Annotated in this window: 20 protein-coding genes and 2 pseudogenes; 17 read left to right on the forward strand and 5 right to left on the reverse strand. The window is 61.2% G+C overall.

The genetic code is table 11. The features are described 5' to 3' along the window. Positions 1 to 10: 10 nt before the first annotated feature. Together glnK and JI745_RS16925 are read right to left on the reverse strand one after the other, a co-directional pair. Entirely contained in the window at positions 11 to 349 is a 339-nt protein-coding gene (gene glnK, locus JI745_RS16920) for a P-II family nitrogen regulator (RefSeq protein ID WP_201809505.1), read from the reverse strand. 26 nt (positions 350 to 375) lie between these two features. Beyond that, a complete protein-coding gene (locus tag JI745_RS16925) occupies positions 376 to 1,140 on the reverse strand; it encodes a TorF family putative porin (RefSeq protein ID WP_201809508.1) in 765 nt (254 codons plus the stop codon). Positions 1,141 to 1,406: 266 nt separating this feature from the next. On the opposite strand from JI745_RS16925, the pseudogene JI745_RS16930 reads away from it, so the two are divergent. The 5 genes and pseudogenes from JI745_RS16930 to JI745_RS16950 form a co-directional block, all read left to right on the forward strand. Further along, positions 1,407 to 2,303, forward strand: a pseudogene (locus JI745_RS16930) (YifB family Mg chelatase-like AAA ATPase); the annotation flags it as partial. Positions 2,304 to 2,636: 333 nt separating this feature from the next. After that, the gene (locus tag JI745_RS16935) at positions 2,637 to 3,182 is read left to right on the forward strand and encodes a hypothetical protein (RefSeq protein ID WP_201809512.1); all 546 of its coding nucleotides are present in this window, start codon (positions 2,637 to 2,639) and stop codon (positions 3,180 to 3,182) included. Beyond that, on the forward strand, positions 3,179 to 6,403 hold the full coding sequence (locus JI745_RS16940) for a hypothetical protein (RefSeq protein WP_201809515.1): 3,225 nt from the start codon (positions 3,179 to 3,181) through the stop codon (positions 6,401 to 6,403). Before JI745_RS16935 ends, JI745_RS16940 begins: the two co-directional genes overlap by 4 nt. A 90-nt stretch (positions 6,404 to 6,493) precedes the next feature. Next, the gene (locus tag JI745_RS16945; protein WP_201809518.1) at positions 6,494 to 7,651 is read left to right on the forward strand and encodes a hypothetical protein; all 1,158 of its coding nucleotides are present in this window, start codon (positions 6,494 to 6,496) and stop codon (positions 7,649 to 7,651) included. Between the two features lie 210 nt (positions 7,652 to 7,861). After that, a complete protein-coding gene (locus JI745_RS16950; RefSeq protein ID WP_236675023.1) occupies positions 7,862 to 8,170 on the forward strand; it encodes an exodeoxyribonuclease VII large subunit in 309 nt (102 codons plus the stop codon). A 61-nt stretch (positions 8,171 to 8,231) separates the two neighbouring features. Here the strand turns inward: JI745_RS16950 and JI745_RS16955 are convergent, their stop codons facing one another. Further along, the gene (locus JI745_RS16955) at positions 8,232 to 8,480 is read right to left on the reverse strand and encodes a helix-turn-helix transcriptional regulator (protein WP_201809524.1); all 249 of its coding nucleotides are present in this window, start codon (positions 8,478 to 8,480) and stop codon (positions 8,232 to 8,234) included. 168 nt (positions 8,481 to 8,648) lie between these two features. Between JI745_RS16955 and JI745_RS16960 the strand changes: the two genes are divergently transcribed. The 11 genes and pseudogenes from JI745_RS16960 to JI745_RS17010 all read left to right on the forward strand — a co-directional run bounded on the left by JI745_RS16960 (position 8,649) and on the right by JI745_RS17010 (position 20,894). After that, on the forward strand, positions 8,649 to 9,509 hold the full coding sequence (locus JI745_RS16960) for a hypothetical protein (RefSeq protein ID WP_201809528.1): 861 nt from the start codon (positions 8,649 to 8,651) through the stop codon (positions 9,507 to 9,509). A gap of 490 nt (positions 9,510 to 9,999) precedes the next feature. After that, positions 10,000 to 10,443, forward strand: coding sequence for a hypothetical protein (locus tag JI745_RS16965; RefSeq protein ID WP_201809529.1), 444 nt, complete (start codon positions 10,000 to 10,002; stop codon positions 10,441 to 10,443). A 219-nt stretch (positions 10,444 to 10,662) separates the two neighbouring features. After that, positions 10,663 to 12,708 carry a P-loop ATPase, Sll1717 family gene (locus tag JI745_RS16970; RefSeq protein ID WP_201809531.1) on the forward strand — a complete coding sequence of 682 codons (2,046 nt, stop codon included), beginning with the start codon at positions 10,663 to 10,665 and terminating at the stop codon, positions 12,706 to 12,708. 424 nt (positions 12,709 to 13,132) lie between these two features. Continuing rightward, entirely contained in the window at positions 13,133 to 14,122 is a 990-nt protein-coding gene (locus tag JI745_RS16975; protein ID WP_201809533.1) for an AAA family ATPase, read from the forward strand. A 105-nt stretch (positions 14,123 to 14,227) separates the two neighbouring features. Next, positions 14,228 to 14,467 carry a hypothetical protein gene (locus JI745_RS16980; RefSeq protein ID WP_201809536.1) on the forward strand — a complete coding sequence of 80 codons (240 nt, stop codon included), beginning with the start codon at positions 14,228 to 14,230 and terminating at the stop codon, positions 14,465 to 14,467. An 18-nt stretch (positions 14,468 to 14,485) separates the two neighbouring features. Then, entirely contained in the window at positions 14,486 to 14,920 is a 435-nt protein-coding gene (locus JI745_RS16985; RefSeq protein ID WP_201809537.1) for a DNA-binding transcriptional regulator, read from the forward strand. A gap of 751 nt (positions 14,921 to 15,671) precedes the next feature. Continuing rightward, positions 15,672 to 16,751 (forward strand): alkene reductase, encoded by a 1,080-nt coding sequence (locus JI745_RS16990; RefSeq protein WP_201809541.1) that lies wholly within the window; start codon positions 15,672 to 15,674, stop codon positions 16,749 to 16,751. A gap of 12 nt (positions 16,752 to 16,763) precedes the next feature. Further along, positions 16,764 to 17,171 (forward strand): annotated as a pseudogene (locus JI745_RS26915) (DMT family transporter); the annotation flags it as partial. Positions 17,172 to 17,659: 488 nt separating this feature from the next. Continuing rightward, complete coding sequence (locus JI745_RS17000) at positions 17,660 to 18,451, forward strand: pirin family protein (protein WP_201809555.1); 792 nt, start codon at positions 17,660 to 17,662, stop codon at positions 18,449 to 18,451. Positions 18,452 to 18,453: 2 nt separating this feature from the next. Beyond that, positions 18,454 to 19,341 (forward strand): LysR family transcriptional regulator, encoded by an 888-nt coding sequence (locus JI745_RS17005; protein ID WP_201809557.1) that lies wholly within the window; start codon positions 18,454 to 18,456, stop codon positions 19,339 to 19,341. A 128-nt stretch (positions 19,342 to 19,469) separates the two neighbouring features. After that, positions 19,470 to 20,894, forward strand: a complete 1,425-nt coding sequence (locus tag JI745_RS17010; protein WP_201809559.1) for a hypothetical protein — start codon at positions 19,470 to 19,472, stop codon at positions 20,892 to 20,894. Here JI745_RS17010 and JI745_RS17015 read toward each other — a convergent pair. Further along, positions 20,891 to 21,703, reverse strand: coding sequence for a hypothetical protein (locus JI745_RS17015; RefSeq protein WP_201809561.1), 813 nt, complete (start codon positions 21,701 to 21,703; stop codon positions 20,891 to 20,893). The genes JI745_RS17010 and JI745_RS17015 overlap by 4 nt on opposite strands. Before the next feature lie 209 nt (positions 21,704 to 21,912). On the opposite strand from JI745_RS17015, the gene JI745_RS17020 reads away from it, so the two are divergent. Continuing rightward, positions 21,913 to 22,947: an isocitrate/isopropylmalate dehydrogenase family protein gene (locus JI745_RS17020; protein ID WP_201809571.1), complete on the forward strand. Its 1,035-nt coding sequence runs from the start codon at positions 21,913 to 21,915 to the stop codon at positions 22,945 to 22,947. Here the strand turns inward: JI745_RS17020 and JI745_RS17025 are convergent. Further along, entirely contained in the window at positions 22,944 to 23,732 is a 789-nt protein-coding gene (locus JI745_RS17025) for a sensor histidine kinase KdpD (RefSeq protein ID WP_201809573.1), read from the reverse strand. The two genes, JI745_RS17020 and JI745_RS17025, sit on opposite strands and share 4 nt — an antisense overlap. Between the last annotated feature and the right edge of the window lie 67 nt (positions 23,733 to 23,799).

The raw sequence follows: 23,799 nt of genomic DNA on the forward strand, positions 1-23,799 counted from the left end.
GTCTTGTGCGTCAGAGGGCGTCCTTGCCCGTCTCGCCGGTGCGGATGCGCACCACTTGCTCCAGCGGCGAGACAAAGATCTTCCCGTCGCCGATCTTGCCGGTGCGTGCAGCGTTCTCGATGGCTTCGATCACGCGGTCGATCAGCGCGTCGTCGACGGCCGCCTCGATCTTCACCTTGGGCAGAAAGTCCACCACGTACTCCGCGCCGCGGTACAGCTCGGTGTGGCCTTTCTGACGGCCGAAGCCCTTGACTTCGGTCACCGTGATGCCTTGCACGCCGATGGCGCTGAGGGCTTCACGCACTTCGTCAAGCTTGAAGGGCTTGACGATGGCAGTCACCATCTTCATGGTTCTCTCCAGTGGTTACGGGTGGGTTAGAAGGTTCGCTTGATGCCGAAGAACACGCCGTCCTTGCCGAGGTTGGCGCCACTCGGGTCGTAGTAGGCATGGCCGTTGATGTTGGCCGGGACGGTCTTGGTGTTGGTGCCGACGAAGGAGAGGCTCACCACGGTGCCCGAGATGTCCTTGCTGAGCGTCAGCGAGTAGTCGGTGTACGAGAGCGTGCTGGTGTAGCCCTTGACCTTCTGGTAGCCGACGTGCGGGGTCAGGCTGAAGCCCTCGGGCAGGCTGAAGGTGGCGCTGAGGTCGAGGTAGCCGCTGCCCTTGCTGTCGCGGTTGCCGAAGAGGTTGCTCGTCGAGTGCGAGTACTTCAGCGTGGCCGGGCCGTAGGTGACGGCGCCATACACCTCGGTGGTGTTGGGATCGTCGTAGACGCTGCTCCAGGCCGGGGTCTCGGCGTCCGGGTAGATGTACTGCAGCACGCCGACGTCGAGCGTCAGGCCCGACACCACTTCCTTCTTCCAGCCGGCGTAGACGTCGATCTCGACGGTGGAGTCACCGCCCGAGTCGCGGATCCACTTGATGGTCGAGCCCCAGGTGCCGATGTAGAAGCCGGCGGGCAGCGCCAGGTCGGCGCCGAACTGCAGGGCCGGCTCGAAACGCGTCTGGGAGATGCCGCGGTAGCGGTAGTCGGTGACCGCGCCGAGGTTGAAGCTGAGCGGGCTGGCGTCTTGGGCAAAGGAAACGGCAGGCAGAGCCGAGCCCAGGGTGGCCAGAACCAGCAACGACTTTTTGAGCATGTAGTGTTCTCCGCGTTCAGAGTGGGTTTGGGGGCGGAGCCACGGTTTGCAGCTTTTGTGCCATGGTCGTTTTGGGGCGTCTCGCCCCAAAAGCGGATTGGCCCTCTCTGTTTCGCTCCAGTTCGGTGCCAAAAGCGGTTCTGCGGGTCGGTTTGGCACGATGGCGGTGCAGATCCGACCTTTGCGGGATGGCCGGCGCTTGGTGCCTGCGGACAATGCGTCCGCATCAAAACAAGGCGGCGCAGCCGCCACGCAGGGAGAAATGCATGTCACTGGCGGTGATTCACAGCCGCGCGCTCGACGGACTGGCGGCGCCCGAGGTCACGGTCGAGGTCCATCTGGCCAACGGGCTGCCGAGCTTCACCTTGGTGGGCCTCGCGGACACCGAAGTGAAGGAGGCGCGGGAGCGGGTGCGCGCCGCGCTGCAGAACAGCGGACTCGAGTTTCCGTTCAACAAGCGCATCACCGTCAATCTAGCCCCCGCCGACCTGCCGAAGGAAACTGGCCGCTTCGACCTTCCCATTGCGCTCGGCATCCTGGCCGCCAGCGGCCAGGTCGATGCGGCGCTGCTGGGGCGCTACGAGTTCGCGGGCGAGTTGTCCTTGTCGGGCGAGTTGCGCCCGGTGCGGGGCGCGCTGGCGATGGGGCTCGCGCTCAAGCGCAGCGTCGGGGCGGCGGCCCGCGCGCTGGTGTTGCCACAAGGCAGCGCGCAGGAGGCGGCACTGGTGGAGGGCCTGCCGATCTATGGCGCGGCGCACCTGCTCGAGGTGGTACAGGCGCTGCGCCCCGGCGAGCCTTCTGAACGCGCCGAGCTGAAGCGGGCGCAGGCGAACGCGGTGCCCGTGGGTGCGGCGGTGCCCGACCTGCGCGACGTCAAGGGGCAGTCCGGCGCCAAGCGTGCGCTCGAAGTGGCCGCGGCCGGCGGCCATAGCCTGCTGATGATGGGGCCGCCCGGCACGGGCAAGTCGATGCTGGCCCAGCGCTTCGCTGGCCTGCTGCCGCCCCTCACACAGGACGAGGCGCTGGAGTCGGCCGCAGTGCTGAGCCTGTACCACGGGTTCTCACCCGAGCGGTGGCGGGTCCGTCGATTCCAGAGCCCGCACCACTCGGCCACGGCGGCGGCGCTGGTCGGTGGTGGGTCGCCGCCTCGGCCGGGCGAGATTGATTGAAACCTATTTATTTCAGAATGATTGGCACTAGTTCGGAATATGCGCTGCCGAACGTCTAGAAATGGTCCGCATTGGATCCCTGGAAGCTAAGTGGCTGGCACCTGACAGCTCCGCGTCTCCACGTGAGACCAGCGCTTCATCCCTAACTTGAACGAAGCTCAGCTGCGGTAGCGCTGCTATACCTCGTTATGTGCGCGGTATACCTAAAACAGCGCTAGGGAGGACGCAATGCCTTATGTCCCAGCTGGGCGAGCAAGACAATCGTTTTGCGCCGTTATAGCTGCACTGGTATCCAGCGGGCTGACTGGCTGCGGCGCTCTCACAGTGATGCAACGCAACCAAGTCGCAGGGGCGGTCGGCCTGGTGGCCGCATCGATGACGCCCAACGCCGACCTCGAGCAGACCTATTACCTTGGTAGCTTTGATCCACAGGGCCAGGTTCCACCAGCCGTATACAGAATCCGCGTACGCGGGCAGTCCAGCCTATTGAGCAATGTTCGGTTTGCGTCAAGCTGGGTGCCCGCGGAAGTGGTGGACGCACTGACCGGCGCGATTGAAATCAATCCGAAGGATGGGCGCCTCGACGTCAAGAATGACGGTGGAGGCGTCACGGGTATCGCAAACGGCCGCGGTTTGGTCATGTTTGGCCCTGAAGGCTTTCGGGAGGCTCCCCGCAATCACCGTCTGGTGATCGTGATGGGCAGCAGCCCAGAAACTGTCGACCAAGCTTTCAGCAGTGCGCTGGGAACCGTCGCCAAGGTGCGTGCCGGCGAATCAACGGTTGGCTTTGACAAAGGGATAGTTGACCTGCTCGCGTCCCTCGGAGACGAGAAGCTTCGCCTGCGTGCTTTGGTGAGGGAGAGCGAGCCATGAGGATCACAAAAGCTCTTGCTCTTGGAGCGGCCTGCGCTCTTTGGGGGTGCGCTGGCCTGCAGGTCGATGTCGACGTGTACAAGGGCCCGCTGGCGAACCTGCAATCAACACAGGCGCAACAGCTCGCCTCTATGGCGCTCGGCGCAAAGCCTCTGATCATCGAGTACCGAAATAGACTGCTCGATGATCTCACCGATCAAAAGTCTTGGACCCAGACGTACCTCGACCGCGCCAAGTACATCCCTGCATCGGCATGGAGCGCGATCGCCAGCATGCAAGGGGTCAAGCACACCGACGCAAGACTTCGTCGCGCACGGCATCTCAATGGGATCCTGACGTTCTACCTGGACATCTGTCGACCCGCGGCACCAGCTCTCCCAGCCGTGGGCGCCTCCGCTCCTGCCGCAGGGGCCTCTGCCACAACAACGGGATCCCCTCCCGCAACAATTGCTCCTGTTGCTCCTTCGACGGTAGCTCTCTCAGTCGAAGAAGGAGACTGTCTGCTTCCGGCAGATTCACAAGCTGCTGGTTTCGGCGGCCGACCGCGTGAGGGGATCGAGAGTCTTGCGAAGGCAGCATCGGTGGCGGCGGTGAATCCGGCCTCAGCACCAAAGTTGGACCCGAGCACCTCCTTGTTGCTCAGCAACTCTCTAAGACGGTTCTGGAGCCGGGATCAGGACGAAGAAAGGCGATCCATCGAGCCCCGAGTGGCACTCGAACTTCTGCTGGTTGACTTTGCCGGTCGTGTTCAGTTCTTTACCAACAACCAGTGGGTGCTCTCGGATCCTGAAGAGAGCGAGAGCACTCCAGAGGCTGAGCGTCTCAAGACGCTGCTTGAAACTGTGAGCAACACCATCATGGTTCAGGCGGACGAACTCCGGCGGGAGGACCGGCACCGAGCGAATCAACTGAAGCTTCGGGCTGCTGAGCACGAGGCGGCCATGATGGTGCGCAGGCCCACCGTCGAGTTGATGGTCGACGATCTTCGCCGGATGACCGAGTCCTGGTTGCAGCCACTCAGCCAACTTGGGTCGGCGACGACCTTGTCCGCACCGAAGCTCGATGCCAATCAGCGCAAGTCTCTCGATGAAGGTCTGGCGATTCGACGCCGCGCGATGATCGACGCCCTCTTGACCCGGCTTGTACTCGCGCCATCCCCCGCTGCCGATCGAGATGCCGTCACCAAGCTTGCCTCGCTCTTGAACTGCCAACCAAGGGAGCTTGAGGCATTCCATGCCTTAGTGCGTCGAGGGACACCTTCGGGCAAGTCAACCGTTGCACAGGCGCGTGCTGCGATCGACAAATGGGCTGCGGACCGCCTCAAGGTTGACGCGGACCTCGATGCTGCCGTGCTGGCCGCCAAGCTCGACTATGTGCTGGCCGCCTCTCTTCAACGAGGTGTCACTGCACTGCCAGCGCTCGACGACCCAGCTGATGTCGCCCGGGATGAGGCTTGGAAGAAGCTGCGAATGGTCGCCGAGGCGCGTAGCGAGGACGTCGCAGCAAGCTACGACCAGCTCCAAGCCATTGCCAAGACCGCGGTCGGTGCATCCAGAGCGCAAGGAGATGTCCAGGTCGAGCGGTTGACGTCGGTCGCATTTGCGGAACTGAGGACGTTGCTGAAATCGCTTCGCGAAGAGGTGATCAAGGCGGTCGCCAAGCGCGGCGAGCCGGATCCGAAGATCGTGAGAGAAGAGTTCGTCGTTGCGCTTAAGAGGAAACAGGAGGCGGAAAAGTCAGCGGGCAGGCGGCTACCAGAACTCGACGCTGCCTTGAGCGTAGTGGTGGCGCTTCCGCCCAATACAACGTTCACCGGTGCTGGTGGACCGCCGGCTGACGCGCTAGATGTGCTCGAAAACTACATTGCGTATCTCCGGTACAGCTACTTGGATGCAGTCGCCTCTGGAGGTGAGTCGAATCCAGATGCAAGGAACTACGCTGAGGCTCTCGTCCAAGCGCGAAAGCAACGATCAGACATGGTGTACGTGCGGCCGAGCAGCGCGTATCTGCGCTCTTCCTTGGCAGCTACGTTTGCACAGGAGAACCCCTCCGTACAGTGGTCGAACATGCTGAACGACACCATTCAGTCGCTGATCCGCTCGAACAGGGAAAAGCCGCTCTCGAAGACAAGAGAAGACCTGGACAAGGTCTTTTGGCAGAACATCAATCGTGTGCGTCTGAATGCTGGTGGCCTGACTAACTACGTCGTCGCCAAAGACGACATCGGCAACTGGTACGTAAAAGGAATGGGGGCCGATCCCAGCGCAATGATCAATGCAGCGAAGAACCTCGCGCTGTACAACATGGGCGGGCGGATGAACACTAATCTCCTGCGTGCCGATGAACTTCGCAACAAGCTGGACAACGACAAGGACGCGACAGCGACACAACGGACCACTTGGCAAGCCGAACTTGATAAAACGGTCAAGAACGAAGGGGGCGCCGGCATCACGGTCCGAAGCGGTGCACTCGGTTCCTATCAGACCCGTTACAGCAAACGCACCAAGGAACACTTGCAAGACCTGTCTTCAGCGCTGAAGGTGGGTCACTACAAGCAGTCGATCATTGAGAGGTGGACGGCGACGCTGGCTCCTCGTACGCCAGAGGCGCTCATCGCGGTGATGACAGCGCAGGAGAAGGCTTGGACGAAGGTCGTTGACGCAACACAAACCGCTCCAGCTGACAAAGCGCAGTCCGATGTTCTGATCGATGCTCTGAGGTGCCTTGAGCAGTACCGCAAGGCACTGCGGGGTGCCGTGCTCCAGGACATTGCGTTGGTCGTCGCGCAAGAGCAGGAACTGAAGCAGGAACAGCAGAAGGTTCAGGCGTTGCTTCCGAAGGTTCAGGACGCACAAACTGCACAGGAGTCGAGCGCAGCCAAGGTGATCTCGAGTGCGGAAGCCGTCAAAAGGGCGATTGCGGCTGAAGAGTCGGCCGAGAAGATCGACGGTCTACGCAAAGACGCCGAGCAAGCCGTCCTCGGTCACCAGGAGCACGTGCAGCGCCTCGGCGTGGAGCAAGCCAACTTGGTCATAGCGAGAGCGAGCGTCGCTGCGAAGGAGACGTCGCTGCGCGATGCCACTGCGCTGCGCGAAAAGGCTGCCAGCGATGTTGATGCTGTGATCACAACCGCCGTCAAACAATGGGTCGAAAGACGTCTCAGGGCAGTCGAAGAGCTGGAAACTGCGACCAAGGTTCTGGGGCAGCAATCGCAGCAGTGAGGTGCGCCTGCTACTCAAGCGCACGGTGTGTCGGGTCCACGGGGGGAGGCGATGCGTACAGTGAAGACATGTGCAACGGTTGTCGGCTTCATGATCGCCCTGCTACTTCAGCACTCGGCACTTGCGTTCAAGGTTGATGCGACGGTGCCGCCAACGAGCTCGCGGCCATCGAGTTGCTCGTTCGATAACGAGGAACAGGGCAACGCCTATGCACAGGCCAGCTTTGGGGATCCTGTCCATGAAACCATGACCGCGCTGTCGATTCAGCGCGCTAAGGAGCATTCGACCAGCTGTTCGGCAGATGACAAGAGCATCGAAGCCTTCTGGAAGAAGCCGGAAAAGCCGCAGCGAACCATCTTGGCTTGCTGCCGGTACACCAAAGGCTCAAGGTTCTGCCGCTGTTTAAACAATGACATTCGCAAGGCGGCTTTCGCAGATGAAGATCCCGTAAAAACCGGCTCCCGCTGGCCCGACGATCCGTGCCACATGCTCGCTCGTGGAGACACCTACTTCATCATGCCCCAGTGGATCGTCGTAGGCCGGTCGAGCTGGGGCAACAACCTGGCCTACTCATCCCACCTGCACTACTTTGCCTTCATGCACTCGATGGCTTCATCCGGTCAGAAGGCCAGCATGTCAGGCGAAAGGACGGTGACGACCCGACTGAGAATCCTGGTCTGGCTTGAATTCGCGTTCAAGGTGGCGGAAGGTGTCATTCCGAGCACCGCGCGATTCTCAGAAGTCCCAGGCTACCTCGATTCAAAGGAGGCTCAGGAGCAGTTCAGGACGGTTTTTCCTGGATATGTCGGTTCCAAGGACTGGACAGTCGATTTTTTCTTCACGGGGATCTACAACGCGGACGCACGATACGTTCAGCAGCTCGCGCTCGGGTCTACCCTTCACACAATGCAGGATGCGTTCTCCGATTCACATGTGAAGCGTCGGGGTCGGCCGAAGGCTCCCGCGCCTGTGACCAACCCAGGGCTGGTCCAACAGTTTCTGGACTACAAGCTGCATAACAAGGTCCTGCTGCATCCGACAGCCGACGCTAGGCCGCCGGACATGAGCGATGCGCCAAAAGACAAGGCCGCGCTACACCCGGTTTCGGTCGGCGCCGAAGTAGTCTCCTGTGCGGCGGCGAAGCGCCCGACTGGTCAGTCGAATTGGAAGAAGGCGATGCAAGCGCTGGATCCGGTCTACAGACTTGACCAGCCCCACGAGAAGTACAGCGGGAAAGGTGCCTACTAGGCGACATGCCGTGGATTGGTGTTGTGTCTGCTTTGTCGAAGTGACAGAACACTGCTGTCGCCCAAGGGCGCAGACGAAGTCTCGGCCTTAGCCGCGAGCCCCGGTACGTTGCGGCGCTGGCGAACGTATTTATCTCACCACCAACTTCAAGGAAAAGAACCAGGTCAAAGCCCTGGGGCGCGCGGGGATCCGGCCGCGTCCAACTGGTACGTGCCCGAGGGCAAACCATTTGAACCGTTTGCAGCGTGGTTTGCCGATGCACTGCCCGCAACGACGTCGCCTAAAGAGATTGGCGAGACCGGCAAAGGAGTACCTTTGTCACGCCTGCTGAACGGCGTTGCCACGCGCATCGCGCGGACATTCGCCGAAAGCGAATGGGTGTCAGGCGAAGTGGTGCGCGCCTCGGTAAGCCGCGGCCATTACTACCTGGAGCTTTCCGAGCGCAGCGAGGCTGCCGAAGTCATTGCTCTGGCCCGGTCCGTGTGTTCCTTCCGGCGTATTTCCGGGATTTGCCATTGAAACGGAAAGCTGCGCGCCTCAGTCAAACGCCGCGGACCCCGGCGTTACCTCGCCTGGGGGATCAGTCCAGGCCTCTGAATTTGTCCGGATCGACGAGATCTCGAAGGGGTACGTTGAGCGCGTTGGCCAAGAGCCCCATGTTGTCGACGGAGACGTTGCGCTCGCCGAGCTCAATGCTGCTCACATAGGCTCGACTTAGGCCCGCCTCGAGCCCTAGCTGCTCCTGGGACAGGTCCTTCAAGCGCCGCGCCCGGCGTAGGTTTCTCGCAAAGACCTCTCGCGCGGACAGCTCCTTCGTTGCCTTTCCCATGCGGGAAGGATCAAGCCGATGTCTGTGTTTTGCTACAGCCTTTGCTGTACGTCTTGCTAACTTTGAGTATCTTTAAGACACTGAAAGGCAAGTTGCGACGACTTTGATGGTCTTTTGGACCGCCAAACAAGGCACAAGGGTCGGGCAGCCTCATGCAAGGGAGCAGACATGGTGAAGATGAGAGAGAGCTCGCCTCGTCGAGCTCTCCTGAGTGCGCTCGTCGGCCTCGTAGTCGCTGTGCTCATGGGATGCGCGAACGTCGCTTCACGAACTCCGGAAGAGGTGGTCGCCGGCGTTGCCAAGAACAGTGACTTGCGAATCACCTGGCTTGGCCCCGAAAGCGAGAACGAGTTGTTCGGCTTTCCTGTCATCGAGCGCCAGCTCGAACCGATCTACGAGAAGTGCCGCCAACAGCAGGGCAACTTATTTCCGGTGCGGAACGCTGTGCGTTTTGCGGGGCCGTCCGTGATGCGGGATCACCGGCCAGAGTTCGTTCGCACGGTCACCACTGAAATCCGGTGTACGAAAGGCGAGCTCTATCTCTGGATTGCCAGGATCAACTACAACGATCACCGGTTCTACCAGGACATCCAGAACCGCGATCGCATCCAACTCACCTTGCGAACTTCGTTTGTGGCAGGTGAAACACTCAATCCGCCACAGGACGAGGAGAGCAAGCGCCGGCGTGCCGAAGCGGCCGCGGCCGCTGAGAAGCGATATGCGGAGGAGGCCGCTCAGCGCGAACGGGAGCGGCAAGCCTCAAGAGAAGCGCTGGCGGAAAGGGAGCGAGCCGCAGCCGAACAGCGAAGAGCAGAGCTCCCGGCTTTCAGGGCGCGACTCAAGCCGGGTGACCGCGTCCGCGTCCTGCATCCTCAATTCCGATCCGTGTCTGCAATTGGCTTGGTCATCGATGTGAAGCCCGGATTGGCACAGGTTCAGTTCAGGGCCGCGCCAAGCATCCTGAACCCTGACCCCAAGACCGAAACGCTGTGGTTTCAGCTGGAGCAGCTGGTTCAGCCGGATCGGTGAGCCGGCCACCGAAGTAGAGTTGCGAGGTGCACATGAAGCGACGCCATGGCGTAGATCAAATTGCCCGCGAACTGATCCAGAGGATCGGTAACGCGATTCGCGAACCTGGCATCTCCCGAGAGGCGGTGTTCGGTCGAAAACCGAACACAAACGTGGTCGCCTACTGGCTATAACGCAGCGACGTGACGAGGATCGCGCGTATCGGCCGATGGAACCAAGACGGTTGGCCGAATGACGCGAGAGAGTTTTCGGGCCATTCGCTAAAAGTGAGGAGTCGACATGCGCTTTGCTTGGCTCAAGAATCTGTCCGCGGTCGTGAACTTGGCCCGACTACGACCTGAGGGGGTAGTCGCTGTCCTCGACAGTGGCGCGTTAGATGAAGAGGTGCTCCGGCGTGCTGCTGTAGAGAAACCTGCTGCCGTTGAGCGTTTCGATCAGGTGCAGCCTTTCTCTTTCGAGACGTGGTTGAACCGAACGCGAGGGGCTGACTGTGACCGGCGGTGAAGGTGTGGCCGTCGACCTGCTCGCGTCGGAGCAGCTCACGCTTGAAGAGATGGCCGCTTACTTGGGCGTCAGCACTGCAGAAGTGCAGCGCAGAGAGCAAGCAGGTGAGCTCTTCTCCTTTTTCCGGGAGCGCCGTGGCAGTGAGCGTCTCTATCCCTTTTATCAGCTCGCCCCAGAGGTCTATCCCAGCTTGATTCAACGAACGAGGGCTGCGTTCGATCCGGATCTGGTGCAGGTGCACTACTTCTTCACCCGACGAGACCCAGACCTAGGACGTCTCAGTGTGCGCGAGCTTCTGGCGGGGCGGCCGCACGAGAGTTTCGAGCTGGACAGCGTCGGAGAGTGGCTGCTCTCTCTCCCCTTCGCAAGGCGACTCGACGCCGCCTTGGCCGCCTTGGAGCGTGAGCGTAACCACTGCCAAGCTTGTTAAGGGCCCTCCAGCAGGGCAAACGGTGCGCGAGAAGCCTTTGTTCAGTGTCTGCTCAGCAGCGAAAGCGGCCATGACGCCTGCCTGGCGCTCCGCTGAGTCCTAACGTGCCATCTGGCCAAGATACTGCTGTCGCCTCGAGCAAAGCGAGGGCTGCCTCTTATGGACAAAAAAGGTGCATTGCGGAAGATTGCCTACGTCAATAGAAGAGGGAGGACGCACATGTCAGCGATTTCTCTGCCAAAGAATGCGCTTGAACGCGTGCAATTGGGTCAAGCATTCGCAGAATACGATCTCATCCGTCACGACCCACAGTTATTTGTGTCGACCCCTTCGGCCTTAGCCGCTCTGGCGGAGGACGGCAACTACTGCTTCTTTGTCGGACGTCGAGGCGCCGGCAAGACCGCAATCGTTTATGAGATTCAGCGGAAGCTCAAACGATCGATTTCGATTACGCCGCACATATTCGACCTGCTTGTACTTCCGCTGGAGTGCGAGGAGTTTCACGATACCCGTCAAAGACCGTTCAAATCTTTAATGCACACAATGGAGCGGGCGCTCCTGGACGAGGTGGTCCGCGCTTGGGGGTATGCAAAGCTCTTTCAGTTCAAGAACGCGCCGGCGACGATAGCTAAGGAGCGCAACCTCATCGAAGACTGTGAGTTTGATCACCGCATCATCAATCTCACCAAGGAAATCTTTGATGCATACGCGCTCAATCAGGACAAGCTCTGGCTTCGACAGATTAATCGCAGCAAGGAACTTGTTGATGAAGTGAATGCGCTTGCCGTTGACGGCCAGTTCCGGTTCACCATTCTTATCGACAGGCTTGATGAGTCATGGGATGGCTCCCCTTCAGCACTCATTTGCCTGATGGCTTTGATGCACGCGGCGGTTCGCCTACGCGCTTCTACTCCGTGCATCCGGCCGTACATATTCATTAGAGAGAACATTTATGACCGCATTCGTGCGATGGACAACGAATTCTCTCGTCTTGAAACGTCGGTGATCTTCCTCGAATGGACAGAAAGAAAGCTGCAGGAACTCGTAGAGCGACGCCTGGTTAGACCCTTCAACACAAAGCCGAAGCTCGGCGGAGAGGCATGGAACTGTTTCTTCGATGAGGTCGACGGACGTTCGAGTGCAGGGCTTGTAATGGAGCTTTGTCAGAGGCGCCCGAGAGATGTCCTGATGCTGACAACTTACGCTATCAGTTCTGCTCTTGCAAACGGCAATGTCAAAGTGACCAAAGCCGATCTGGAGGACGCCGGACGACGCTACAGCACGAGCCGCCTCAAGGACCTGGGTGACGAGTTCTCGGAGAACTACCCAAACATCAGCGTCATCCTCGAGCACTTCTATGGCCTTGGGAGCGAGTTTTCGATTCTTGCGATCGAGGACTTCATCGGTAAGCTACTAGTCAACGAAAAAATCTCAAAGTACTGCGGCTCATGGTTCTTCGACTACACGGTGCCTTTTAGGTTTGTCGAGCTCCTGTTCGGGATTGGTTTCTTTGGGCTCCAGAACAAGGGGCGTGTTCAGTACAAGGAACCTGGAAAAGACGCCAACGCAAAGCTCGCGATTGATTCGATTTCTGAGATCGTGATTCATCCGACCTACCGCGCTGCGCTAAATACGCGCCCGATTTTGATGCAGCGCCTCACGGAGGCCACCCAGCTTAGAAACGAGGGCCTGCTTGAGGACTTGCCGGAAAACTATGCCTTTGATGCCTATAAGGCCGCGCTCGAACAAGCACTAGCCGACCTTCGCACGACACCTCTAGGCCATGAGGGAGCCGCAAAGTTTGAAGATCTCGTGGGTGACATCATCAAACTTTGCTTCTATCGATCCCTCACTAACGTTCAAGCCAAGGCCCGCACGTCTGACAACACGACTATCAGAGATTGGGTGGCGTCAAATCGAGCTACTGGTGGATTCTGGGAGGTCGTTCGCAATAAGCATGGCGCGACGCAAGTAGTGTGGGAGTGCAAGAACTACGAGGATCTGGCAGCGGACGACTTCCATCAAGTCCAGTACTACTTCAGCAACTCATTTGGACGCTTCGGACTCATTGTCTTCAGGGGCGGAGAAATAAAGGAAAGTTATCTGCGGCACATCGCGAACGTTGCGAACAAGAACCAGGCCGGGCAGATCGTTCTGCTGACTCAGCGAGATTTAGAAGTGTTCCTTCGGCAGGCGATTAATGGTGTATTTCGTGAGGCGCACATCCAAGATCGATATGACTTCTTCGTCAGAGCGATTTCTTAGCTCATTGCAAATCCGTTGGAATGCCTGCCTCTGTTAACCAATGTCATGGGCAACAGTTAGGTCCGCTACCAGTCTGAAGTGGACTGTCCCCAGTGCAAGCCGCCAATAGCACTTGATCTTTAATCTCGCCAAAAAGTCGCCAAACGTACGAGCAGCGTCGCGTCGTCAATTTAATGTGCCGCCATGAGGTTGCCGCTCTAGTGATTTCGCAGACGGGCCTGTCATCAAGGCGGCCACGAGCAGCCCCTGCGACGCTTTCGACGAAGGCCAAAGGAGCCAACTTAACGACGGACTCCCTCGAAGTTGTCCGACGCATCGAAGATGCGTCTCAGGTCGCTTTGGTTGTAGGTCAAATTCAGCCGGTTGACGTTTGGGGTGTTTTGATCAAGTACGGTGAAAGGGGAGTGAGTTCAAAATGGCCAAGATGGTGACTGGCGCCCAACTTAAAGCACTGCTGCGCTCCCACGCAGAGGGCGACGATCGCCATTTCTATTCCGTCGCCATGCAGATGGCCGCGCATGAGGCCAAGCAGGGGCACGGCAAGCTCGCCGAAGAGCTGCGCGAGCTAATCGATGCCGCCAAGTCGCGCCGGCACGGTGCGCCGCTCGAAGGCGCGGCGATCCCCATCACCCGGCCCAAGGGCGAGCTCGCCTCCCTTCTAAGCGTCACATACCCTTCGCGGCGGCTGTCGGACATGGTGCTGGCGCCACCGGTGCTCGAGAGCCTGCAGCAGGTCCTCAAGGAACAGCGGCACTTGAGCAAGCTGCGCAGCCACGGCCTGCAGCCCCGCCGCAAGCTGCTACTGGTCGGCCCGTCCGGCACGGGGAAGACGATGACGGCGGCCGCGCTTGCCGGCGAGCTGGGCATCCCGTTATTCGTGGTCCGCCTGGACTCGCTGATCACCAAGTTCATGGGTGAGACCGCGGCCAAGCTGCGCCAGGTCTTCGACGCTGTCGCTTCGACGCGCGGCGTGTACCTGTTCGACGAGTTCGATGCCATCGGCAGCCAGCGCGGCATGGCCAATGACGTGGGCGAGATCCGCCGCATCTTGAACAGCTTCCTGCTGATGATCGAGCAGGACGAGTCCAGCAGCGTGATCGTCGCCGCCACCAACCACCCCGACATCCTCGATGAGGCGCTCTTCCGGCGCTTCGACGATGTGGTGCAGTACCACGTGCCGTCGGCGGACGAGGTCAAGGCCTTGCTTCGCATGCGCCTGGCCAACTACCTCAAGTCGCCCAAGGCGCTTGCTGAGCTCGCCGAGGTGGCCACCGGGCTCAGCCATGCGGAGGTCGCCAGGGCGGTCAGCGACGCGATCAAGGAAGCCGTGATGCGCGACCAGGACACCGTCGCGGTCGACGCGGTTTGCAGCCTCCTGCAGCAGCGCAGGGCAGTGCTGCGCGTCGACCGGTAGGACATTTCGAGCTTGCACTCCCTCCATTGGGGGCTCACGCTCTGGAGGGTTGTCGACGCGACATCTTCTCCTCCATGATCGCTCTCAACAACAAGGGAGGAATCAATGACAGGGGTTGATGTTCAAGAGATCTCACTCGACGACCAGTACAGACTGGCGTTGGCGCATGACAACGTGAAGAAGCACTTTGCGGCTGCCATAGAGCACTTCGACGAAGAATTCGGCCCCGGTGCAGTGCTGGAGAAGCCAGAGCTGCTGGCAGTCTTCGTCAAGGCAGCTGCCATGGAATCCTTGGCTGCTGCGATTACAGGTGCCAAGTTGGTGAAAGACACTTCGGCACACTAGGCTGCGACAGAATCAGGGATGACCAACATCGCATCCCTCCTCAAGAGCGAGATCATCCGACTCGCGCGCAAAGAAGTCCGTGCAGAAATCCAGTCGCTCAAAAAGGGGCTGGCGGGGCACCGATCGGAGATCGGGGCACTGAAGAAAGAAGTGCGCTCTCTGCAGAATCAGCTCAAGCGCGCATCGAAGGGGGCAAAGCCTCCAGCCGCCGAGGGGGCTCGCGACGAAACCCAGGTCCGCTTCAGTACGGCGGGGATGAAGGCGCATCGCAAGAAGCTGAAGCTTTCTGCGAAAGACTATGGTTTGCTGATTGGTGCGTCCATGCTCTCCGTCTACAAATGGGAGGACGGCAAGGTCAAACCTCGAACTAGCGCGCTGGCCAGGATTGCCCGGGTCCGCACCATCGGCAAACGGGAGGCAGATCGGCGGCTTGCTGAACTCAAGGGCGCATAGAGGTGCACCGCTTCTGTGGTGTCAGGTCAAGATCACCTCAGCAAAGCGCATCGACGAAAGCTACAACGCTGCGTCGAAGGGTGGAATGTTCTCTTCCTTCCGCATGGAACGGGTACTGGATTTCACTGAATACCTAACCGGCCTTGAGCACGACCACTTCGCATCGGATAAACGCACGCTGTGGGGCCTCTCCCTTCGAGACTACGTGCGTACGTTGCAGGCCAACGATCGTTGGCAGCTGATGGCTAAACCTTAGTCGTTCGTTCTGGCTACAGACTCATGAGTCCTGTAGGTGTTGGGATGCCTGCGCGCTTTGCGACATCCGCGTTTACCGCGTCCCTTGTGAACGAGCCCCAAAGCGTAGGCAGCTTGTCTGCGACAAGCAGTCGTTGGCCCCGATTCTCTGGATCAGCTCTCGATGAGGCTCCCTGGCTCCGCGGTACTTGAGGATCGGATCGATTCGTGCAGCTCGGAGAAATCCGCACTGGCAAGCGCGATCAGCCCACTGCAGGAAGTTCGTTCGAACACCTCAGAGATGCTACGGACAAGCTGCAGGCAATCTTCACAACTTCGTAGAAGGAGATTTCTTCTCCCTTGGGCACGGGGGCCGGCTCGCCCCGTTTGATGTAGCGGTGGCATGCCCCAACGCCATCCGATTCGTTCCGCGCCGGCAACAGTCATCTTCCAGCGGACGGCTTTCTGAGAATGACCCGCTTTCCTAGAGTGACTCCACCCCACCACAGGAGCACTCATGCGAGACCTTCTCTTCACCCCCTTGCAGGCCGGCGCGCTTTCGTTGCCAAACCGCGTCGTGATGGCCCCCATGACGCGGTCGCGTGCACTGGATGACGGCACCGTGCCTTCGATGACAGCCGACTACTACGCCCAGCGAGCATCGGCCGGGCTCATCCTCACCGAGGGCCTTTTCCCCGAGGCGATGGGCAAAGGCTACGTGCGCACGCCCGGCCTCGCGAACGACGAGCAGGCCGCCTCTTGGGCCCGCGTGACGCGTGCCGTGCATGCTGCAGGCGGGCGCATCGCGGCGCAGCTCATGCACGTGGGCCGTATCAGCGACCCACTCTTCCTGCCGCACGGCTCGACGCCTGTCGCTCCTTCGGCAGTGCGGCCTCACGGCAGCTCGTACACCGACGTCGGGCCGCGCCCGCACATCACGCCGCGTGCACTGGAACGCGCCGAGATCAAGCGCATCGTGAACGCCTTCGCGGCCGCCACGGAGCGTGCGCTGGAGGCCGGTTTCGATGCCGTCGAGCTGCACGCCGGCTCTGGCTACCTGCCCATGCAGTTCCTGAGCAGCCGCACCAACCACCGGCTCGACGAATACGGCGGCGACGCGCTGGCCCGATCGCGCTTCCTTCTCGAGGTGCTCGACGCGATGGTGGCCATCGCCGATGCTGGACGGGTGGGCCTGAAGCTCACACCCGAGCTGCCCTTCAACGACATCGCGGACGACACGCCCGAACACACCTACACCACGCTGATGCGAGAGGTGGCAAAGCGTGACATCGCTTTCGTCGAGGTCGTGTCGACAGGGCCAGTCGACTGGCATTCGCTGCTGAGGCCGCTGTTCAAGGGCGCCTACTTCCTCGGGGGTGGCCAGACCGGGGATAGCGCCTTGGAGCACGTGCAGGCCGGCCGCGCCGATGCGGCGGTCTTCGGTCAGGCCTTCATCGCCAACCCTGATCTGCCGCTGCGTTTGCTCGCCGGCGCACCGCTCGCAAGCGCCGACCGCGACACCTTCTACAGCCCCGGCCCGCAGGGATATGTGGACTACCCGGTTTGGGCCAACGCCGACGCGTTGGCCCTGGCCTGAGGAGGACGTGCCATGGCATCCGCACGCAATGTGCTGCCACTGCTCGTCGCCACCGGTGTGGCGCTCGGGTTGGGCATCCCGCTTGCCAAGCTTGCCGCGTTGCACGACGTGCAGCCGCTCCCCTTCGCCACCTGGCCCACCTGGATCGCAGGGCTCGTGCTCACGGCTCTGGGCGCTGGGCGGCAGGGTCGGCCACCGCGTATGCGGCAGCTCGCGCGCTTCGGCATCGTGGCCGGACTCTTCGGGCATGCCGCACCCATGACAGCGCTCTACTGGCTCACCCGCGAGACCGGCGCCGGCTTCGCAGCGCTCGCGTTCACACTGCCGCCTGTGTTCACGCTGGCCTTCGCGCTGGCTCTTCGCTTGCAGACGCTGACCGCGATCCGTCTGATGGCGGTGGCGACGGGGCTCGCCGGTGCGCTGCTGCTCGTGGTCGGCCGTGGGGCGCACGGCGGCGGCGGCTGGCTGCCCCTGCTCGCGGTAATCGCCATTCCTGCCTCGATGGGCGGTGCCAATGTCTACCGATCGTTGCACCTTCCTCGCGACGCAGGCGGCGAATGGCTCTCGGCGGCCACCTTGCTGGGCTCGGCCGCGCTGCTCACGCTTTACGGAGCTGCGACCGGGGCGCTGGAGATCCCCTGGACGGTCGAGGCCTTCGGCGTGCTGGCGGGCCAGGCGGTGGTTCTCGTCACGGGCTACCTGCTTTACTTTGCATTGCAGCGCCGGGCGGAACCGGTGACCTTCAGCTTCATGGGCTACGTGTCGATGCTGACCGGAGTTCTGGCGGGCGTGCTCGTCTTCAGCGAGGTGCTGCACTGGACGACGCTGCCAGCGCTCGCGCTGATCGTGCTTTCGCTCAAGCTCTTGGTGAGCGCGCAGGGGCGTCCGGCCTCTGCTGGAGCGGCACGGTGAGCGCGGCACGTCGAAGCTGGCAAGTTCGCCGCGCCGCTGAGCGCGGGCATCTGGCTCTCCATTGGCTCGACGCGCGTTTCAGCTTCTCGTTCGGTGAGTGGCGCGATGCCGACTGGCCGCGCTTCGGTCCGCTGATCGCCCTCAACGAAGACCAAGTACAGCCACGTACCGGCTTCAATATGCACCCGCACCGCGACCTCGAGATCCTGATGCTGCCGCTCGAGGGCGCCGTCGAGCACCGGGATGACCGCGGAGGTCGTGCGATCGTGAGACCGGGCGAGCTTCAGTTCATGCACGCCGGACGCGGCATCCGACACAGCCAGCACAACCCGCTGCACGACACGGTCGATCGGCACCTGCAAGTCTGGATCGCGCCGCGCGAGAGTGGCCTGGCACCCGAGGTGGCGCATGTGCGCCTGCCTGCGCGATCACGCGGCTGGACGAGACTTGCCGCCGTCTCGGCAGCGCCGGTCATCGTGGCGGCGGACGTCGAAGTGGCTCTCGGTGACGCGGACATCGGCGATGAGCTGCTGCGCAGCGCGAGTCCCGGCCGAGCGCACTATCTGCACGTCATCGACGGCACCTGGCGCGCAGAACTCGGCCCGGCCAGCGAGACCATTTCCCTCTTGCCGGGCGACGCACTCGTGCTGCTCGACGATGCGCTCGACGCACGGCTGCTCGTCGAAGGCAACGCGCCCGGGCGGCTGATCGCCTTCGATGCTGCGCTGGCCGATGTGCTCGCCACACGCCCCGCGTCGGCCGCAAAATCCGGCCAACAGGGAGGGTAGGCATGGATCAACTTGACGCAATGCGAAGCTACTGCCGGGTGGTCGAGGCTGGAAGCTTCGCGGCCGCCGCCAGACTGCTCGACACCTCACCGTCGGCCATGACGAAGGTCGTGCAGTCACTCGAGACATGGACCGGCTGCCGACTGTTGTCGCGCACCACGCGGAGCATGACGCTTACCGAGGCCGGGCGCCGCTTCTATGAACACTGCGTGGCCATGGTGGCTGAGACGGATCGCGTGCTCGAGGAGTTGCGAGCGTCGGACCGTGGCCCCAGCGGCCGCCTGGTGATCAGCGCGCCTGTGTCGATGACGCTCGGTGTCCTCGCGCCTCACTTCCATGCCTTCCAGGAACGTTACCCTGCCGTCGAGCTCGAAGTGCGCCTCAACGATCGGCCGGCCGATCTGGTGCGCGAAGGTGTCGATGTCGCGCTGCGCGGCCGCGCCGTGCTTGAGGACTCGACCTTGGTGGCCGTGCCGCTCATGCATTTTGAGCGGGTGCTGTGTGCGTCACCCGCTTACTGGGCTCGCAAGGGCATGCCGTCGGAACCACAGGACCTGTCGGCCCACGACTGCCTCGCCTACCTGCTAGGCACTGACGCCACGCGATGGCGGTTCGAGCGCGAAGGCGACGTTCAGGAGGTGGAGGTCGCCGGCTCGATGCGCAGCGACAACTCCTTGCTGCTGCTCGACGCCCTTCGAGTCGGCCGCGGGGTGGGTGTCGTGCCGCGGCCTCTGGCTGAAGCCGACTTGCGCGAAGGCCGACTCGTCTCCGCTCTCGCGGACTGGCGGCTCGAGCCGCGTCAGTTGCATGCCGTCTACGCGACCCGGGACTTCCTGCCGCAGCGCGTCCGTGCGTTCGTGGATTTCATGAAAGTACGAATGGCGATCTGATCCCACGCAGGACCTTGCGCAATATTCTCTGGCACAGCCGGCTTCGTTTCGTTCGTCAAGGCATCGCCACGTGCGTGAACAGATTGGAGAATCCAGTGGACGCACTGTGAAGCGGGAGCTCGAACGCGATGACCATGCTAGTGTCCAAAGACAACGAACGCATCTTGGCAAACGACTTCAGCCTTGAGTTTCTGGAGGCCAAGTTGACCCAGAAGGCGGCGATAGCTCCAGTCGTCTACACAGGACCCGCCGGTCTGGTGGTCGGCGATGACGGCGTCCTCATGCTGAAGCTGTACCACCGGTTCCAAGACGCCGACGAGTTCAAACGCGAGATCGAGTCCGCATTTGGGCCTGGGCACGAGGCGGGCCGATTGATCGGCGACGAGCACTACTTCGACTTCACAGGCACGGACATGCACGGGACGGTGTGGACCTCGTCGAAGATCTGGGTCACCGGCGACGTCAGCCTTCCTGCCAGCGGCAGGGTGGTCCAGGCCAAGCTTCGGTCGATCGAAAGCGATTTGTCGTACGGCATCGGACCCGTCGGGGCCGCGCCCAGGGCCCTGGTGATCGTGCGTGGTGACTTTGCCATACCCTGGAACGCGCTCGAGACACACGATGGCACGACGAGCCGCTCCGTATGTGAACTGACGGTCGCCGGGAGGCGCTGTAGCTTGTTCAAGAGAGAAGGCCACACGGAAGTTCGAATCGACCTGGCAGAAGCCGAATCGGCTGAGAACGACATTGAACGAATACTCGAAGGGCTCAGCATCTGTCTCGGAAAGCGTCTGCGTCCGAAGGTCGTGAAGATCATCAAACCCGAGAGCCATGTTCAGCGCGTCCATTCAGATTCGTCCGACAAGGAGCACGGAACTCTGTCCCTGATCGCGCCGATCCCGACCAAGCGTGCCGATGGCGCCAGTTCGATACAGCACTTCCTCGACCGCTACATGGCTGCGAATCCGTTGCCCTATTCAGCGCTGTTCGGCTTCTGGCATCGCGTGTTGACGGCGTCATCGTCCGGCGTTGAGAACCACGCCCTGGTGCTGACGACCTCGATCGAAGGCCTCCTTAAGACATACTTCTCCGAGCTTGGAAAGCCGGAGGCAGCCTTCATCAAGGAGGTGGAAGAAGCGATACCGGTCCTTCGGGCGTTGAGCGTTGGGGAGCGGGCGAAGAGTCGGGCCATGGCATCCCTGCAAAGCGCGAAGGGGCCGGCAGCCAAGACGGCCCTGTACGCATTGAGAGACCGCAGCATCATCTCTGACCAGCATGCGGCGTTATGGAGCCGACTGCGCAACAAGTCGGCGCATGCCGACGAATTGGGGCTCTCCGAAGGGGAACTCCAAACCTATCTCGACGAGCTGCACGGTTGTCTGGAACTCTTCTATCGTCTGATCTTCGCGCACTTGGACTACCGCGGGCCCATGTTTGCGCACTCACAACCTCGCTGGCCAGAGATCAATTTCGATGGGCAGTTGAAAAGGGCCAGTGTCGAGCACACGGTCTCCGACTCGACTGCGATTCAGGTGACCACCACGAAGGGCGGCTAGGCGCTGCGGGCTTTCCCAGCATCCGCGAGGGCATGGTCCATGCGCTCAGTCACTTCGAGCTGCCATCTGGCGTCCGACTCCTCCTTAAGGAAGGCCGCCAGCCAGCCGGTGACTAGCGCAATGAGGCCGGCCAAAGGTTCATGCACTTGGCTTGGAGTAGTGTCTGTACACGCTTGTCGAAGCCAATTGGCGAAGATGCAAAGCAGGAAGAAGCTGCCAAAGCCCAGCGCGATCCGAGCACGACTGCCGAGGTAGAAGGCCGGCAGCTTTCCCTGTAGGACGAGACTTCTGCGCTCGAGCACCTCGATCCTCTTCCTGTCAGATTCGGACGGTGCCAACAACGCGCTTGATACGCGTGCGTAAGTCATGAAGTCGCGAACCAGGTCCACGACCGTCGACGCCTTGATGGTCATCGGCTCGTCGGTCAGCTCCCAAACCAAGTGCGGGACATTTCTGCGCTGGAGGGATGACTCGTACGGGTACAGCAGGATGATGACGCTGCCCATGTGGTTCTGCGATATTGCTACTGTTGCGCCATGTTCGGCTGTCAGCGATCCGTCCGACTCTCGCTTCACCGGATGCGTGCCCATGTGCATCTGAACGATTCTTAGATCGTTGTTTCGCAGGACGTACAGGTTGTCGAACCATTTGCCGGCCGCCGCGGCCTTCTCCGCCTGGTTGAAGTGCCGCACAGCAAGATCGGCAAGATGATTCCACGCGGCCAAGCGCCTCAGTCGCGTCGTTGCCGCAACTGTGTTCGCCTGGACCTGTTGCTCGACGACTTGCTCGTAGGCGTTCTTCAGCGACATGGTTCCATCCCCCTTTTGCTGGACTGTATCCCTGTCGACTAGCGGTTATCAAAGTGACCCCTGCCACGCCGGGACCGAAAGCCACTTGAAAGCCTTGGCGGCGTACTGTTCGCCAACGCGACGCCCTCGCCGCGATCGAGTCGGTCGATCTTCTCTTTTCCGCATCGAACGCCTGAGGGCGTGTTCACTTGCACACGTCCAGTTCACCTATGTCACAGCAGAGATGCGCCCTTATCCCGGCAACCTTGATTCCAGGTGACGGTGTTGGCCCCGAGATCGTCGATGCCACATTGTTCGTTCTGGAGGCACTGCGCGCACCTTTCGAATGGGACCACCAGACCGCAGGATTGGCCGGCGTTCGCGACCATGGAGATCCGCTGCCTCCGCCCGCGCTGGAAAGCATCCGTCGGACTCAACTGGCGCTGAAGGGTCCGCTGGAAACGCCTTCAGGCGGCGGCTTCCGTTCGTCGAACGTACGGTTGCGAGAAGAGTTCGAGCTGTTCGCGAACGTGAGACCTGCTCGCACGATTGTTCTGGGCGGCCGTTATGACGACGTGGACCTGGTGGTGGTGCGCGAGAACCTCGAAGGTCTCTACATCGGCCATGAGCACTATGTCGCAATTGACGACGATCCCCACGCAGTGGCGATGGCAACCGGGATCAACACCCGCCATGGATGCCGGCGCGTTTTGGAATATGCCTTTGACTATGCCGTCGCCAATGGACGAAAGAAGGTCACGATCGTCCACAAGGCCAACATCCTCAAAGCGCTCACCGGCCTGTTCCTGGAGACCGGAAGCGAACTGCACGAAAGGAAATACAAAGGGCAGGTCGAACTCGAGACGTTGATCGTCGACGCATGCGCGATGAAGCTGGTCCTGAACCCCTGGCAATTCGACGTCGTCGTCACGACCAATCTCTTCGGCGATGTGCTGTCCGATCTTGTCGCGGGACTCGTAGGAGGGCTTGGCATGGCGCCGGGGGCTAACCTTGGCAAGAAGGCCGCCATCTTCGAGGCGGTGCACGGCACCGCACCAGACATCGCCGGTCAGGGCCGAGCCAACCCAGTGGCGCTCATGCTCGCCGCCGCGATGATGCTGGAGCACGTCGGCCTTCCGGATCTCGCGCTGCGGCTGCGCTTGGCGATCAACGACACGCTGAACGTCGACAAGGTGCGCACACGAGATCTCGGTGGGAGGGCCTCCACGGCCGAATTCGCGCGGGCTGTCTCCTTGCGCGTCTAGTCTCCTAGTCCAAAGCCGCCCGGCATCGTGGCGCTGCGATTGGACGCATCTTCGTCCCAGCTGCTGTGAATGGGCATCGCCCGCAGCAGGACCGTGAACGAGCTGCCAGAGCCCACGACACTGCTCACCTCGATGCTGCCCCCCATACCTTTGGCGAGCTCTCGGGTGATCACGAGGCCGATGCCTGTGCCTTCGACGGCGGTGGCGGCAGCGCCCAGTCGATTGAAGGGCTCGAAGAGACGTGCGACCTGACTGCTTTCGAGCCCCGCGCCAACGTCATTGACGCTGAGGCGCACCCACCTGTCGCCATCAGCCCCTGCGTCGACTGACCAGGACAATGTCACACGACCCTTGCCGTACTTGATGGCATTGGTAATCAGGTTGAGCAAGATCTGGCGTAGCCAAAGGCGGTCCGCCTCAACCCGACATCCGTCCTCGCAGACGCCGAAGTGCAGCGTGGTTCCAGAGTTGTAGAGCAGCGGGACGAGAATGTCATGCGCTTCGTTGACGACGTCACGGATGTTGGTCGGTTCCAGACACGGCGCATCGAAGGCCACGCCGCTGAGCAACTCGACGGACTCGACCACACCGCACAGATGGCGTGCGGCGAGGTAGAGCTGGTTCAGGTATCGCTCACGCACCTCATGCGATGTGCCATCTGGCGAGCGAAGCAGCTGCGCAAAGCCCATCACGGCATTGAGGGGCGTCCTGATCTCGTGAGACAGCCGGCGCAGCGCGCCCAGACTGTGCGTCACCGGGGCAGTTGTAGTTCCTTGGTTCACCATGGCAATTACTCCTCACAGCGAGCGACAACTGCTTGGTTAGTACTGTTGACAACGCCGCCGAGTAGAG

The sequence above is a fragment of the Piscinibacter sp. HJYY11 genome (assembly GCF_016735515.1).
Classification (GTDB): domain Bacteria; phylum Pseudomonadota; class Gammaproteobacteria; order Burkholderiales; family Burkholderiaceae_C; genus Rhizobacter.

Coding starts and splice junctions, on each gene's coding strand:
- glnK (WP_201809505.1), bottom strand. CDS start 349: ATGAAGATGGTGACTGCCATCGTCAAGCCCTTCAAGCTTGACGAAGTG.
- JI745_RS16925 (WP_201809508.1), bottom strand. CDS start 1,140: ATGCTCAAAAAGTCGTTGCTGGTTCTGGCCACCCTGGGCTCGGCTCTG.
- JI745_RS16935 (WP_201809512.1), top strand. CDS start 2,637: ATGCAACGCAACCAAGTCGCAGGGGCGGTCGGCCTGGTGGCCGCATCG.
- JI745_RS16940 (WP_201809515.1), top strand. CDS start 3,179: ATGAGGATCACAAAAGCTCTTGCTCTTGGAGCGGCCTGCGCTCTTTGG.
- JI745_RS16945 (WP_201809518.1), top strand. CDS start 6,494: ATGATCGCCCTGCTACTTCAGCACTCGGCACTTGCGTTCAAGGTTGAT.
- JI745_RS16955 (WP_201809524.1), bottom strand. CDS start 8,480: ATGGGAAAGGCAACGAAGGAGCTGTCCGCGCGAGAGGTCTTTGCGAGA.
- JI745_RS16960 (WP_201809528.1), top strand. CDS start 8,649: ATGGTGAAGATGAGAGAGAGCTCGCCTCGTCGAGCTCTCCTGAGTGCG.
- JI745_RS16970 (WP_201809531.1), top strand. CDS start 10,663: ATGTCAGCGATTTCTCTGCCAAAGAATGCGCTTGAACGCGTGCAATTG.
- JI745_RS16975 (WP_201809533.1), top strand. CDS start 13,133: ATGGTGACTGGCGCCCAACTTAAAGCACTGCTGCGCTCCCACGCAGAG.
- JI745_RS16980 (WP_201809536.1), top strand. CDS start 14,228: ATGACAGGGGTTGATGTTCAAGAGATCTCACTCGACGACCAGTACAGA.
- JI745_RS16985 (WP_201809537.1), top strand. CDS start 14,486: ATGACCAACATCGCATCCCTCCTCAAGAGCGAGATCATCCGACTCGCG.
- JI745_RS16990 (WP_201809541.1), top strand. CDS start 15,672: ATGCGAGACCTTCTCTTCACCCCCTTGCAGGCCGGCGCGCTTTCGTTG.
- JI745_RS17005 (WP_201809557.1), top strand. CDS start 18,454: ATGGATCAACTTGACGCAATGCGAAGCTACTGCCGGGTGGTCGAGGCT.
- JI745_RS17010 (WP_201809559.1), top strand. CDS start 19,470: ATGACCATGCTAGTGTCCAAAGACAACGAACGCATCTTGGCAAACGAC.
- JI745_RS17015 (WP_201809561.1), bottom strand. CDS start 21,703: ATGTCGCTGAAGAACGCCTACGAGCAAGTCGTCGAGCAACAGGTCCAG.
- JI745_RS17020 (WP_201809571.1), top strand. CDS start 21,913: ATGTCACAGCAGAGATGCGCCCTTATCCCGGCAACCTTGATTCCAGGT.
- JI745_RS17025 (WP_201809573.1), bottom strand. CDS start 23,732: ATGGTGAACCAAGGAACTACAACTGCCCCGGTGACGCACAGTCTGGGC.